Source organism: Pseudomonas fluorescens, from assembly GCF_041354075.1.
GTDB classification, from domain to species: domain Bacteria; phylum Pseudomonadota; class Gammaproteobacteria; order Pseudomonadales; family Pseudomonadaceae; genus Aquipseudomonas; species Aquipseudomonas fluorescens_CE.
Genome location: NZ_JARZGC010000003.1, coordinates 251,367 through 264,851 on the forward strand (window position 1 = coordinate 251,367; position 13,485 = coordinate 264,851).

The window sequence follows — 13,485 nt, forward strand, 5'->3', positions numbered from 1 at the left end:
CATGGGTTTTCGCTTGTCGAAGATTTACACCCGCACCGGCGATAAAGGCGAGACCGGACTGGGCGACGGCCGTCGCGTTCCCAAGGACCATCCGCGCATCGAAGCCATCGGCGAGGTGGATACCTTGAACAGCCAGTTGGGCGTGCTGCTCGCCGGGCTGGAGACAGAAGGCCTGGACGAAGTCAGCGCGGTGCTGGCGCCCTGTCAGCATCGGTTGTTCGACCTGGGCGGCGAACTGGCGATGCCGGAATACCAGGCGTTGAACGTCGCGGAAATCCAGCGCCTGGAAGCGGCTATCGATCTGTGGAACGAGGAGCTGGGGCCGCTGGAGAATTTCATTCTGCCCGGTGGTTCGGCGCTGATTGCCCAGGCCCACGTGTGCCGCAGCCTGGCACGCAGCGCCGAGCGCCGGTGTCAGCATTTGAATGCGCTCGAACCCCTGGCCGGGGTCGGGCTGGCGTACATCAATCGGTTGTCGGATTTACTGTTTGTGGCGGCGCGGGTGATTGCGCGGCGGCAGGGGGTGGCGGAGATTTTGTGGGAGGCGGCGGTCAAGCCTGAGGTTTGAGCGGCGCCTGTGAGGACGCCTTCGCGAGCAAGCCCGCTCCTACAGTGGTTCCAGGGTGTACACAAATTCTGTGTTCACTGAAGATCCACTGTGGGAGCGGGCTTGCTCGCGAAGGGGCCGGCAGTTACACCAGTGAATCCGGCCAGAACGCCCGAATCCCCGCCACGCCCTGCGCGCCCGCTTGCCAGGCCTTCTGCTGCTCCGCCGGACCAACGCCCCCCAGCAGGAACACCGGTTTGCTGAAGCCCTGGATCAAGCTCGACGCCCGCTCCCAGCCCAGCGGCTCGGCACCGGGATGGGTCAGCGTCGGCTGCACCGGTGACAGCGTCACGAAGTCCACGCCCATCTGCTCGGCCAAAGCCAGTTCTTCAGCGTTGTGGCAGGACGCCGCCAACCAGCGCGACGCCGGCAGCGGTCGACCCGCCGCTGCGTATTTGCGCAACTGGGCCGAGGTAATGTGCCAACCGGCCGACGGGAAATCCCCCAGCCACTCGAACGGCCCCTTGATCATCAACTGCGCCTTGCCGGCACACAGCCCCGCCGCGTCCACCGCCAGGTCGCGGTACTTCGGATCGTAGCCGTTGGGCGCCCGCAACTGGATCAGCTTGATGCCGCCGGCAATGGCTTTCTGCATGCCCCGCAGCAACGCCGGCGCTTCCAGGTCTTCGGGGGTAATCAGGTACTGCGACGGCAGTCGTGCGGCGGCAACGATCGGTTGATTGGCGACCGGAAACTCATAATTCGGCAGGTCCCGGGCCGTAACCCACTCCAGCGGCTGGCCTTCTGCACCGTGGGGCTCGCCGGTGAAGTCCGAGACTTCCCAGACATCCAGCAACACGTGCTTGTCCGGGTAATCATGCTGGATCTTGATCAGCGGCCGTGAGGCGACCACCACTATCCCCAGTTCCTCATGAAGCTCGCGGGCCAGGGCGCGTTCGACGGACTCGTCGGCCTCGACCTTGCCCCCGGGAAATTCCCACAGACCGCCCTGGTGCTGCGTAGCGGCACGGCGGGCAATCAGGATTTTACCGCTCTGGTCGCGAATGACCGCTGCGGCGACATGAACACGTTTCACTGCTCGACCTCCTGCAGACCCGCCTTTCGCCAGGCCTTGAATCGTCAGAGTGCCTGCCGGATTCCCCAGTGACTGAACGGCCGCTTTCGCGGGCAAGCCCGCTCCCACAATGACCGCATCGCTGACAATGTCTCAGGCAAGCACCTATACCTGTGGGAGCGGGCTTGCCCGCGAAGGGGCCAGGACATTCAACGCCGCTGTCGAATGCAAGCTCGCTCTCGCTCGTTGATATTACGTACGGTACTCGGCGTTGATCTTCACGTACTCGTGGGACAGGTCGGTGGTCCAGATGGTTTCGCTGCAGTCGCCGCGACCCAGTTCGATACGGATGGTGATCTCTTCCTGTTGCATCACCGCCGCGCCTTGGGCTTCGGTGTAGGTGGCGGCGCGGGCGCCACGGCTGGCGATGCACACCTCGCCGAGGAACACGTCGATCTTGCTCACATCCAGGTCCGGCACGCCGGCACGGCCAACAGCGGCGAGGATGCGGCCCCAGTTCGGGTCGGAGGCGAACAGCGCCGTCTTGATCAACGGCGAGTGCGCCACGGTGTAGCCCACGTCCAGGCATTCCTGGTGGTTGGCGCCGCCATTGACTTCGACCGTCACGAACTTGGTTGCACCTTCGCCGTCACGAACGATCGCCTGAGCCACCTCCATGCACACTTCGAATACCGCCTGCTTGAGCTTGGCGAACAGCTCGCCTTCTGCACGGGTGATTTCCGGCAGGGCCGCCTGACCGGTGGCGATCAGCATGCAGCAGTCGTTGGTCGAGGTATCGCCATCGATGGTAATGCGGTTGAACGACTTGTTGGCGCCGTCCAGCATCAGGTTCTGCAACACGTCACGGGCGACTTTGGCGTCGGTGGCGATGTAGCCGAGCATGGTCGCCATGTTCGGACGGATCATGCCGGCACCCTTGCTGATCCCGGTGACGGTGATGGTCACACCGTCATGCTGGAACTGCCGGCTTGCGCCCTTGGGCAGGGTGTCGGTGGTCATGATGCCGGTGGCGGCGGCTTCCCAGTTGTTGACCGAGAGATCGTCGAGGGCGGCTTGCAACGCACCTTCGATTTTCTCGACCGGCAGCGGCTCACCGATCACGCCGGTGGAGTACGGCAGCACCAGGCTGGCATCAACGCCGGTCAGCTCGGCCAGTTTCGCGCAGGTGCGCTCGGCAGCGGCCAGGCCAGGTTCACCGGTACCGGCGTTGGCATTGCCGGTGTTGGTCAGCAGGTAACGCACCGGGCCTTGCACACGCTGCTTGGCGAGGATCACCGGGGCGGCACAAAACGCGTTCAGGGTGAACACCCCGGCCACCGTGGAACCTTCGGCGCAGCGCATGACCACGACATCCTTGCGCCCAGGGCGCTTGATGCCAGCCGAAGCGATACCGAGTTCAAAACCGGCAACCGGGTGCAACGTTGGCAAAGGACCAAGACCAACAGCCATGAATGCGCTCCTCACTAGATGATGTCCGCACCGCCCGGCAGGAGCGGTGGTGTAAATGGCAAAACGCCGCGACGGCAGGGGCCGGTCGCGGCGCGGGTATTTCAGCGTCTGTAACGGGCTTTACTGGATCTGCCCGTGGCAATGCTTGTATTTCTTGCCCGAACCGCAGTAGCACAGCTCGTTGCGGCCCAGCTTCTGCTCGTTGCGAACCGGGGCGGTGGCGAGGGCGACATCGACCTCTTCACCCAGTTGCTCCACTTGCTCGAGGCCCGGGGCTTCGTCGTGCTGGAACTGCATGCGCGCGGCCAGAGCCTCGGCTTCCTGGCGCAGGCGCGCCTCTTCTTCGGCCGGATCTTCGCGACGCACCTGAACGTGCGACAACACACGGATCGAGTCGCGCTTGATCGAATCCAGCAGCTCGGAGAACAGCGTGAACGACTCGCGCTTGTATTCCTGCTTCGGGTTCTTCTGGGCGTAACCACGCAGGTGGATGCCGTGACGCAGGTGGTCCATGGTCGACAGGTGGTCTTTCCACAGGTCGTCCAGCACGCGCAGCACGATTTGTTTCTCGAAGGTGCGCAGCGCTTCGGCGCCCGCCTGGTCTTCTTTTTCGTTGTACGCGGCAATCAGCTCCTGCATCAGCTTCTCGCGCAGGGTTTCCTCGTACAGGTGATCGTCTTCGTCGAGCCATTGCTGGATTGGCAAGGCCACACCGAAATCGCTCTGCAATGCGGCTTCCAGACCGGCCACATCCCACTGCTCAGGCAGCGATTGCGGTGGGATGTGGGCGCTGACAGTCGCGTTGAGCACGTCCTGGCGGAAATCGGCGATGGTTTCACCGATGTTGTCGGCGGCCAGCAACGTGTTGCGCATGTGATAAATCACTTTACGCTGTTCGTTGTTGACGTCGTCGAACTCCAGCAATTGCTTGCGGATATCGAAGTTGCGGCCTTCAACCTTGCGCTGTGCCTTCTCGATGGCGTTGGTCACCATGCGATGCTCGATCGCTTCGCCCGGCTGCATGCCCAGTGCCTTCATGAAGTTCTTCACCCGGTCAGAGGCGAAGATGCGCATCAGGCTGTCTTCCAGCGACAGGTAGAAACGGCTGGAACCGGCGTCACCCTGACGACCGGCACGACCACGCAACTGGTTGTCGATACGACGCGATTCGTGACGCTCGGAGGCAATCACCTGCAGGCCGCCCGACTCGAGCACCTGCTGGTGACGCTTCTGCCAGTCGGCCTTGATCTGGGCAATCTGCTCCGGCGTCGGGTTTTCAAGCGAAGCGACTTCCACTTCCCAGTTGCCGCCCAGCAGGATGTCGGTACCACGACCGGCCATGTTGGTGGCAATGGTCAGCGCGCCCGGACGACCGGCCTGGGCAATGATCTCGGCTTCCTTCTCGTGGAACTTGGCGTTCAGGACCTTGTGCTCGATGCCTTCCTTCACCAGCAGCGCGGACATGTGCTCGGAAGTTTCGATGGTCGCGGTGCCCACCAGAACCGGGCGGCCTGCGGCCATGCTTTCCTTGATGTCGTTGACGATGGCCGCGTACTTCTCTTCGGCGGTCAGGAACACCAGGTCGTTGTAGTCCTTGCGGGCCAGCGGCTTGTTGGTCGGGATGACGATGACCGGCAGGCCGTAGATCTGATGGAATTCGAACGCTTCGGTGTCGGCCGTACCGGTCATGCCGGACAGCTTGTCGTACAGACGGAAGTAGTTCTGGAACGTCGTCGACGCCAGGGTCTGGCTTTCCGGCTGGATGTTGAGGTTTTCCTTGGCCTCGATGGCCTGGTGCAGGCCTTCGGACAAACGACGGCCCGGCATGGTACGACCGGTGTGTTCGTCGACCAGGACGACCTGGCCTTCCTGCACGATGTACTCGACGTTGCGATGGAACAGCTTGTGCGCACGCAGGCCGGCGTAAACGTGGGTCAGCAGGCTCAGGTTGTGCGCCGAGTAAAGGCTCTCGCCTTCAGCCAGCAGGCCGGTACGGGTCAGTGCCTCTTCGACGAACTGGTGACCGGCCTCGTTGAGTTCGACCTGGCGGGTCTTCTCGTCGACGGTGTAGTGACCGGCCTTGGTGACTTCGCCTTCGACCTCTTCGACGTGCAGCTCCAGCTGCGGGATCAGTTTGTTGATCTCCATGTACAGCTTGGAGCTGTCCTCGGCCTGACCGGAAATGATCAGCGGGGTACGGGCTTCGTCGATGAGGATGGAGTCGACTTCGTCGATCACGGCAAAGTTGAGTTCACGCTGGAATTTTTCTTCCATGCTGAACGCCATGTTGTCGCGCAGGTAGTCGAAACCGAATTCGTTGTTGGTACCGTAGGTGATGTCGGAGGCGTAGGCGGCACGCTTTTCTTCCGGCGGCTGGAACGGCGTGACCACGCCGACCGTCAGGCCGAGGAATTCATAGAGCGGGCGCATCCAGTTGGCGTCACGACGGGCCAGGTAGTCGTTCACCGTGACCACGTGCACGCCCTTGCCGGACAGCGCGTTGAGGTAAACACCCAGTGTCCCCACCAGGGTCTTGCCTTCACCGGTACGCATTTCGGCAATCCGACCTTCATGCAAGGTCATGCCACCGATCAGCTGGACGTCGAAGTGGCGCATGCCCATGACGCGCTTGCCCGCTTCGCGAGCGACCGCAAAGGCTTCCGGCAGCAGTTGGTCGAGGGTTTCCCCCTTGGCGATGCGAGCCTTGAACTCTTCCGTCTTGGCACGCAATTGATCGTCCGAAAGGGCCACCATTTGCTCTTCGAAGGCATTGACGACTTGTACCGTCTTGAGCATGCGTTTGACTTCACGCTCGTTCTTGCTTCCAAAAAGTTTCTTTAACAAAGGCGCAAACATATCGGCAGGATCTTCCACACTAAAGGGATGGAGGGCGGCCCCATGAGTCGCCCGTGCAGCCCTCATGGCCGCATGCGAACGAGCATTCTACCCGGAAACGAAGGTGAGGATAGTGGCGTTATTCCACGATGCATGCACTGCGCTATGACGGGGCTCACTTAAAATAGGGGCTTTTTACTGAACTTCAAGGCACTGACGGCAGAAGTTACCCGTTGATTTAATGGGTAAAGCGCGCGCAAATCAATGGGGCGGGTGCATACGGCGCTTTCTGCTACCATGGCGGCTCTGTTACTTCAGGTGTCGGATCATGGCATTTCGCCCTCTCACGGCCAGAGCACCCGCCGTTCTGCTTCGCGAAGCCAAACCGCTCAAAGCCATTCTGGGCCACGCTCAACGCCTGGGTCGATTGCAGCGCCTGCTCGACAGCCAGTTGCAGCCCGCCGCCCGCGAGCATTGCCATGTGGCCTCGTGGCGCGAAGGCAGTTTGTTGCTGATTGTCACCGATGGGCATTGGGCTACCCGCCTGCGGTATCAGCAGAAGCGTTTGCAACGCCAGTTGCAGATGTTCGATGAGTTCGCCGGTCTGACCCGCATCCAGTTCAAGGTCCAGCCGCCGACCGTGCAGCGGGGTGCGGCGGAGCATGTGATGGACCTGTCGAACAACGCTGCGGCGACCATTCAGGCGACGGCTGACGGGATCGCCGATCCCAACCTGCGGGCGGCGCTGGAGCGATTGGCGGCGCATGCCAAGACCAGGAGTTGAGGCGTTTTTTGGGGTTTGGGGTTTGGGGTTTGGGGTTTGAGGTTCGGTGATTATCCGTTGTTGTGGTTACGGCCACTTACGGTTCCGCTCTTACAGCGGGTCACTTTGGGGCCTGCGCGGCCCGGCCCAAAGTAACCCGCTGTAAGAGCGGAACCATAGGCGGCCGTTACCGCAACAATGGACATTCACGCGACGCAAACAACCCAAGCGCTCAGCGCCTTTTACTCCCCCCCAACAAAGACCCCATCAACCCCCGCACCAACTGCCGCCCCAACTGATTGGCCGCCTGTCGCATCGCCGATTTCAGCGCCTGCCCCGCCGCCGTGCCGAGGAACTCCCCGGCCTTGTCGGCCAGGCTCGGCTCCTCGGGGGTCGCTTCGGCCTGCGGAGCCAGGTCCTTGCGCCCCATCAGCACCTCGTAAGCCGACTCGCGATCGATCGGCTTGTCATAGCGCCCCTTGAACGGCGACCCGGCAATCAGCACGGTTCGCTCCGTCTCACTCAACGGCCCGATCCGCGATTGCGGCGGTGCCACCAGCACCCGCCGGACCATTTCCGGCGTGCCCTTGTCCTGCAACGTCCCCACCAGTGCTTCGCCAATCCCCAGCTCGGTCAGCACCGACAGGGCATCGAACGCCGGGTTCGGGCGGAAACCGTCGGCCACCGCGCGCAGGGACTTCTGCTCCTTGGCGGTAAAAGCGCGCAGGCCATGCTGGATGCGCAGGCCGAGCTGCGCGAGCACGTCATCCGGCAGGTCGCCCGGCGACTGAGTGACGAAATACACGCCCACGCCTTTCGAGCGGATCAGCCGCACCACTTGTTCCAGACGCTCCTGCAGCGCCCTGGGGGTATCGGCAAACAATAAATGCGCCTCGTCGAAGAACAGCGCCAGCAGCGGCTTGTCGGCATCGCCGCGTTCCGGCAGTTGCTCGAACAGCTCGGCCAGCAGCCACAGCAGGAAAGTCGCGTAGACCTTCGGCGCCTCGTGCACCAGACGACTGGCATCGAGCAGATGAATGCGCCCGCGACCGTCGGCGGCAGGCTGCAGGATGTCTTCGAGTTGCAGCGCCGGCTCGCCGAACAGTGCATCGGCGCCCTGTTGTTCGAGGATCGCCAGGCGCCGCAGCAGCGCCTGACTGGAGCCGGTGGTCATCAACGCCGCGTCGTCCCCCAGCAGTTCGGGGTGGTCGCGCAGGTGATTGAGCAGCGCCTTGAGATCCTTCAGGTCCAGCAACAGCAAGCCTTCGCGGTCCGCTACCTTGAAGGCCGCATAGAGGGCCGACTGCTGGCTGTCGCTCAATTCCAGCAGCGCGCCGATGAGCAACGGCCCCATTTCGCTCAGGGTGGTGCGCAAGGGATGACCGGACTGACCCTGAATGTCCCACAGGGCCACCGGATAGGCCTGGGGCCTGTGGTTCAACCAGGGCATGCCGGCGATCCGCTCGGCCACCTTGCCCTGTGGATTGCCCGCCGCGCCAAGACCGCACAGGTCGCCTTTGATGTCGGCGGCGAACACCGCCACGCCGGCGTCGCTGAACGCTTCGGCCAGGCGTTGCAGGGTCACGGTCTTGCCGGTCCCGGTCGCGCCCGCGATCAGCCCGTGGCGGTTCGCCAGGCGCATGGACTGATCGATAGGTTGACCTGCCAGATCGGAACCGATCAATAGTTTCGATGAATCGTGCATTTTGCCCGCCTCTGGTTAATCTCTGTTCGAACGCGGCCGATATGAATGATTGAACAGGGTTGGTATTCCGCTAGGGCGAGGACGGAAGCATCGACCTGATCTCGACGTCGCCCGTGCGCGTCCCTTTATAAAAGCACGCTGCGGGCATTAAGACCTTATTGGAACCTCCAAGCCATGAAAAAAAGTCTGCGCTTCAGTCACAAGATCCTGCTGGTCGCCGCCCTCGTCGTCACCCTCGCCTTCGCAGCCTTCACGCTTTACAACGACGCCATGCAACGCCAGGCGATCCACAACGACCTCACTGACTACCTGCAGAAAATGGGCAGCGCGACGGCCAACAACATTCAGACCTGGCTGACCGGTCGCAGCCTGTTGATCGAAAACCTGGCACAAAACATCGCGCTGAGCCCGGACCCGAGCCACACCACTCTGCTGCTTGAACAACAGGCGATAGGCAACGCATTCGTGGCCAGTTTTCTCGGCAGCAGTGATGGCGCCTTTACCATTCGCCCGGACAACAGGATGCCGGAAGGCTTCGACCCCCGCGCGCGGGATTGGTACAAGAACGGGCTGTGCAGCGACGGGCCGGTACTGACCGAACCCTACACGGATGTATCCACCGGCAAACAGGTCATTTCCATCGTTCAGGGCGTGGTCAGCAACGGGCAACCGCTCGCCGTGGTCGGCGGTGACCTGAGCCTGCAGATGATCATCGACAGCCTCAACGCACTGAACTTCAACGGCATGGGTCGTGCGTACCTGATCAACGCCGACGGCAAGATCCTGGTGCACCCCAACCCGGCACGGGTGGGCAAGTCCCTGGCCCAGGTGTTCCCGGTCAACACCCCGCGCATCAGCCGCGACCTCTCGGAAGTCGAGGTCGAAGGCAGGACCCGCATCGTCACCTTCACGCCGATCGAGGGCCTGTCGTCGGTGAACTGGTACATCGGTCTGTCGGTGGACAAGGACATGGCCTACTCGATGCTCAGCGAATTCCGTGCTTCGGCGGTGGTGGCCACCGTGATCGCCGTCGTGGCCATCATCGCCCTGCTGGGCCTGTTGATCCGCCTGCTGATCCAGCCGCTGCACGTCATGACCCGCGCCATGGAAGACATTGCCGACGGTGAAGGCGACCTGACCAGACGCCTGGCCATTCAGGGCAACGATGAATTCGGCCTGCTGGGCACGGCGTTCAACCGTTTCGTGGAGCGCATTCACGGTTCGATCCGCGAGGTTTGCTCGGCCACCGGGCAGGTCAACGAAGTGGCGCTGCGGGTGGTCGCGGCCTCCAACTCGTCGATGTTCAATTGCGACCAGCAAGCGTCGCGCACCAACAGTGTCGTCGCCGCCATCAACCAGCTCGGTGCCACGGCCCAGGAAATCGCGCGCAACGCCGCCCAGGCGTCGAGTCAGGCCAGCGAAGCCCGCCACCTGGCCGAGGACGGCCAGCAGGTGGTGGAGCGCAACATCGTCGCCATCAATCAACTGTCGAGCGTACTCAGCACGTCGAGTCGCCACATCGAAGCGCTGAGCGACAAAACCCTGAACATCGAGCAGATTCTCGATGTGATCAGCAGCATCTCCCAGCAAACCAATCTGCTCGCGCTCAACGCGGCCATCGAGGCGTCCCGAGCCGGTGAGGCCGGGCGCGGTTTCGCCGTGGTGGCCGATGAAGTGCGCAATCTGGCGCACCGTACCCAGGAGTCGGCGCAGCAGGTGCAGAGCATGATCGAAGAGCTGCAGGTCGGCGCCCGCGCATCCGTCAGCACCATGAGCGACAGCCAGCGGCACAGCCAGGACAGCGTGGGCATCGCCAACCTGGCGGGCGAGCGACTCAACAGCGTGACCCTGCGCATTGGCGAGATCGACGGGATGAACCAGTCGGTGGCCACGGCGACCGAGGAACAGACTGCGGTGGTCGAGGCGATCAACGAGGACATGAGCGAAATCAACACACTGAACCAGGCGGGGGTCGAGAACCTGCAGGCGACCTTGCGCGCCTGTGCCGACCTTGAACAGCAAGCGGCGCGGCTCCAGCAGTTGGTGGGCAGTTTCCGTATCTAGCGTCTGTGCCGGAGGACCTCAACCCCAACCGAACAACTATCCTTCATGAAGGTCAACCAAGGGAGCACCACGGAGCGGAGGGATGTCCATCGTGCATATCGCTGACATAACCATGTTCTACGCCCCGGCCAGCGGTGGCGTGCGCACTTATCTGGATGCCAAGCATCGTCGCCTGGGGATCAAATCGGGCATTCGTCACAGCTTGCTGATCCCCGGTTCGCACTTGAGTGAAGCCGATGGCGTCTACACCGTTCCGGCCCCTGCCCTGCCGTTCGGCAAGGGTTATCGTTTCCCCCTTCGTCTCGCCCCCTGGCGCAACGTCCTGCAGGATCTGCAACCGGACCTGATCGAAGTCGGCGATCCGTACCTCACGGCCTGGGCGGCGCTGGATGCGCGGCGCCAACTGGATGTGCCGGTGATCGGTTTCTATCACTCGGACCTGCCACTGCTGGTCAGCAACCGCATGGGCAACTGGGTGACGCCCAATGTAGAGGCCTACGTGCGCAAGCTCTACGGCAACTTCGACCGGGTGCTCGCGCCCAGCCGGATCATGGCCGACAAACTGATCGGCCTGGGGGTGCGCAATGTTCACGTGCAACCGCTGGGAGTCGACTTGCAGACTTTCCACCCCGACGCGCGCGATCCGGGCCTGCGCGCGGAACTGGGCATCGATGAACAGACGCGACTGCTGATTTTTGCCGGGCGCGGTTCCAAGGAAAAAAACCTGCCGGTGCTGCTCGACTGCATGAAACACCTGGGTCGACGCTATCACCTGCTGCTGGTGGGATCGTCCATGCCGGCGGCGGTGCCGGACAACGTGACGGTGATGGATGATTTCCGCCCCGCGACGCAAGTGGCGAGGCTGATGGCCAGTGCCGATGCGTTGGTGCATGCCGGCGACCAGGAAACCTTCGGCCTTGTCACGCTCGAAGCGATGGCCTGCGGCATTCCGGTGGTCGCCGTGGCCGCTGGCGCGTTTCCAGAGATCATCTCGCGCGACTGCGGCCTGCTGTGCCCCCCGAATGCCCCGCTGGAGATGGCCCATGCGGTCCGCGAGCTGCTCGGTGCGGGCAATGCCGACCTCGGCCGGCAGGCCCGCCGCCATGTCGAGCGGCATTACTCGTGGGATACCGTGGTCAACAGCCTGCTGGGGCACTATCACGCCGTGCTCGGCAGCCAATGGCCGCTGATCGTCAATGGCTGACGCGATGAACGCTTCCAACCTGTTACTGGTGTTGCACGACGTCGCGCCGCAGACCTGGGTCGATTACCAACCCTTTGTCGAAGCGGTCGACGCCCTGGGCGACATCCCCATGACCTGGCTGGTGGTGCCGGATTTCCACCGCCACAACCACCTGGACGCTCACCCCGCCTTGCGCGAGGTGCTCAGCCAGCGCGTGGCCCGGGGTGACGAACTGGCGTTGCACGGCTACTTTCATTGTGACGAAAGCCCCTCGCCCACCACACCGCGAGACTGGTTCATGCGCCGCATCTACACCCATGAAGGCGAGTTCTACAGCCTGTCACAGGAAGCCGCCCTCGCCCGGCTGCGGGCCGGCATCGAGCTGTTCCAGCGCTACGACTGGCCGCTGCAGGGCTTCGTCGCCCCGGCCTGGTTGATGAGCGAAGGGACACGCCAGGCCCTGCGCCAGCTCCCGCTGAGCTATACCAGCGACCCGCAGCACTTGTATCGGCTGCCGGATTTCACCCCGATAGCCGCGCCCGGTCTGGTGTGGAGCGCCCGCAGCGCCTGGCGCCGTGGCGTGTCGAAATGGCTCAGCGATCATCGCGAACAACGCTGGCGCCAGGCGCCGGTGATTCGCCTGGGCGTGCACCCGGTGGACGTGCGCCATGGCTTTTCCCGCGATTACTGGCTGCACACCCTCGAACGCCTGCTGGACCAGGGCCGCGTGCCGATGACCAAGGCTACCTGGCTGGCCACGCAGCAGCGTTGCGGTCGTGCCGCATGAGCCGGGGCATCCTGTTGCTGGTTGCGCTGATCGCGGCTTTGCTCATTCCCCTGTTGCTCGGCGGCCACCAGACCTGGGCGCGCTTGCAGGGCTTTCCCTTGAACTGGCTGCTGATCATGTTCGGCATGATCCTGGGGTGCTGGGTGGTGAACACCCAGCGCCTGCGCCTGTTGCTGGGAGATCAGCGAGCCAGGGTCAGCCTGATCAAAAGCCTTGGCGTGGTGATGGCGGCCGAATTCGCCTACTGCGCCACCCCCGGCGGCAGCGGTGGGCCACTGACCATCATGGCGCTGCTGGCACGCAACGGTGTGCGCCCGGCGCGGGGCAGCGCGGTGTTTGCCATGGATCAACTGAGTGACCTGCTGTTTTTCCTTTGCGCGCTGGTAGGTATCCTGATTTATGCGCTGTTCCAGCACCTGAGCGAACGCATGGAGTGGCTTTTGATGGTCAGCGTCCTGTCCCTGTTCGGCGGGTTGCTCAGTTGCGTGGTGATCGCGCGCTACCATCGGGGGCTGATTCGCCTCAGCGGACGGCTGCTGGTGCGCCTCAATGTCAAAGGCACCACCCGTCTGCGCTGGGCACGCAAGCTCCTGCACTTCCTGGCGGCGTTCACCGACACCTTGAAATTGCCCTTCAATACGCTGATCACCGTGTTTGCGTTGACCTGCGTGCATTGGCTGCTGCGCTACAGCGTGCTGTATCTGGCCCTTCGCGGGCTGGGCGCGGACGTGCAATGGGCGTGGAGTTTTCTGATCCAGATGCTATCGCTGACGGCGGGACAATTCAGCCTGCTGCCCGGGGGGGCTGGCGCGGCCGAATTGACCTCGGCGGCGTTGTTGGCGCCCATGGTCGGGAAATCCACCGCAGCGGCGGCGATCCTGCTCTGGCGGACGGTGACCTATTACTTTTATCTGGTGGTGGGCGGCCCGGTGTTTTTGTTGATGCTGGGGCGGCCGTTGTTGAAGAAGTTGATGAGGGTGAAGCAGGCTTAGGCGGGTTTGGGTTTGGGTTTGGGTTTGGGTTGCGTGTTTATCCGTTATTGCAGTAACGGCCGCC

10 protein-coding genes and 1 pseudogene are annotated in these 13,485 nt (G+C 63.0%); 7 read left to right on the forward strand and 4 right to left on the reverse strand.

Features of this window, described 5'->3' with window-relative positions; genetic code table 11:
- The first annotated feature begins 1 nt into the window (after window position 1).
- Complete coding sequence (locus QIW53_RS05405) at window positions 2-568, forward strand: cob(I)yrinic acid a,c-diamide adenosyltransferase (protein WP_371048610.1); 567 nt, start codon at window positions 2-4, stop codon at window positions 566-568.
- A gap of 124 nt (window positions 569-692) precedes the next feature.
- Here QIW53_RS05405 and QIW53_RS05410 read toward each other — a convergent pair whose 3' ends face one another.
- From QIW53_RS05410 to secA, 3 genes are all read right to left on the reverse strand, one after another.
- A complete protein-coding gene (locus QIW53_RS05410; RefSeq protein WP_371048611.1) occupies window positions 693-1,643 on the reverse strand; it encodes a Nudix family hydrolase in 951 nt (316 codons plus the stop codon).
- Between the two features lie 231 nt (window positions 1,644-1,874).
- Window positions 1,875-3,092: a bifunctional glutamate N-acetyltransferase/amino-acid acetyltransferase ArgJ gene (gene argJ / locus QIW53_RS05415; RefSeq protein WP_371048612.1), complete on the reverse strand. Its 1,218-nt coding sequence runs from the start codon at window positions 3,090-3,092 to the stop codon at window positions 1,875-1,877.
- A 120-nt stretch (window positions 3,093-3,212) separates the two neighbouring features.
- Window positions 3,213-5,948, reverse strand: coding sequence for a preprotein translocase subunit SecA (gene secA, locus QIW53_RS05420; RefSeq protein WP_371048613.1), 2,736 nt, complete (start codon window positions 5,946-5,948; stop codon window positions 3,213-3,215).
- A gap of 307 nt (window positions 5,949-6,255) precedes the next feature.
- On the opposite strand from secA, the gene QIW53_RS05425 reads away from it, so the two are divergent.
- Window positions 6,256-6,711, forward strand: a complete 456-nt coding sequence (locus QIW53_RS05425) for a DUF721 domain-containing protein (RefSeq protein ID WP_371048614.1) — start codon at window positions 6,256-6,258, stop codon at window positions 6,709-6,711.
- 211 nt (window positions 6,712-6,922) lie between these two features.
- Here the strand turns inward: QIW53_RS05425 and QIW53_RS05430 are convergent, their stop codons facing one another.
- Window positions 6,923-8,395: a helicase HerA-like domain-containing protein gene (locus QIW53_RS05430; RefSeq protein ID WP_371048615.1), complete on the reverse strand. Its 1,473-nt coding sequence runs from the start codon at window positions 8,393-8,395 to the stop codon at window positions 6,923-6,925.
- Window positions 8,396-8,713: 318 nt separating this feature from the next.
- Here QIW53_RS05430 and QIW53_RS05435 point away from each other — a divergent pair.
- The 5 genes and pseudogenes from QIW53_RS05435 to QIW53_RS05455 form a co-directional block, all read left to right on the forward strand.
- Window positions 8,714-9,601 (forward strand): annotated as a pseudogene (locus QIW53_RS05435) (HAMP domain-containing protein); the annotation flags it as partial.
- A gap of 93 nt (window positions 9,602-9,694) precedes the next feature.
- Window positions 9,695-10,459 carry a methyl-accepting chemotaxis protein gene (locus QIW53_RS05440; RefSeq protein ID WP_371048734.1) on the forward strand — a complete coding sequence of 255 codons (765 nt, stop codon included), beginning with the start codon at window positions 9,695-9,697 and terminating at the stop codon, window positions 10,457-10,459.
- Between the two features lie 82 nt (window positions 10,460-10,541).
- Window positions 10,542-11,663 carry a glycosyltransferase family 4 protein gene (locus tag QIW53_RS05445; protein WP_371048616.1) on the forward strand — a complete coding sequence of 374 codons (1,122 nt, stop codon included), beginning with the start codon at window positions 10,542-10,544 and terminating at the stop codon, window positions 11,661-11,663.
- Window positions 11,656-12,429, forward strand: a complete 774-nt coding sequence (locus QIW53_RS05450) for a DUF2334 domain-containing protein (protein ID WP_371048617.1) — start codon at window positions 11,656-11,658, stop codon at window positions 12,427-12,429. Before QIW53_RS05445 ends, QIW53_RS05450 begins: the two co-directional genes overlap by 8 nt.
- Entirely contained in the window at window positions 12,426-13,421 is a 996-nt protein-coding gene (locus QIW53_RS05455; protein WP_371048618.1) for a lysylphosphatidylglycerol synthase transmembrane domain-containing protein, read from the forward strand. Before QIW53_RS05450 ends, QIW53_RS05455 begins: the two co-directional genes overlap by 4 nt.
- Window positions 13,422-13,485: the final 64 nt, after the last annotated feature.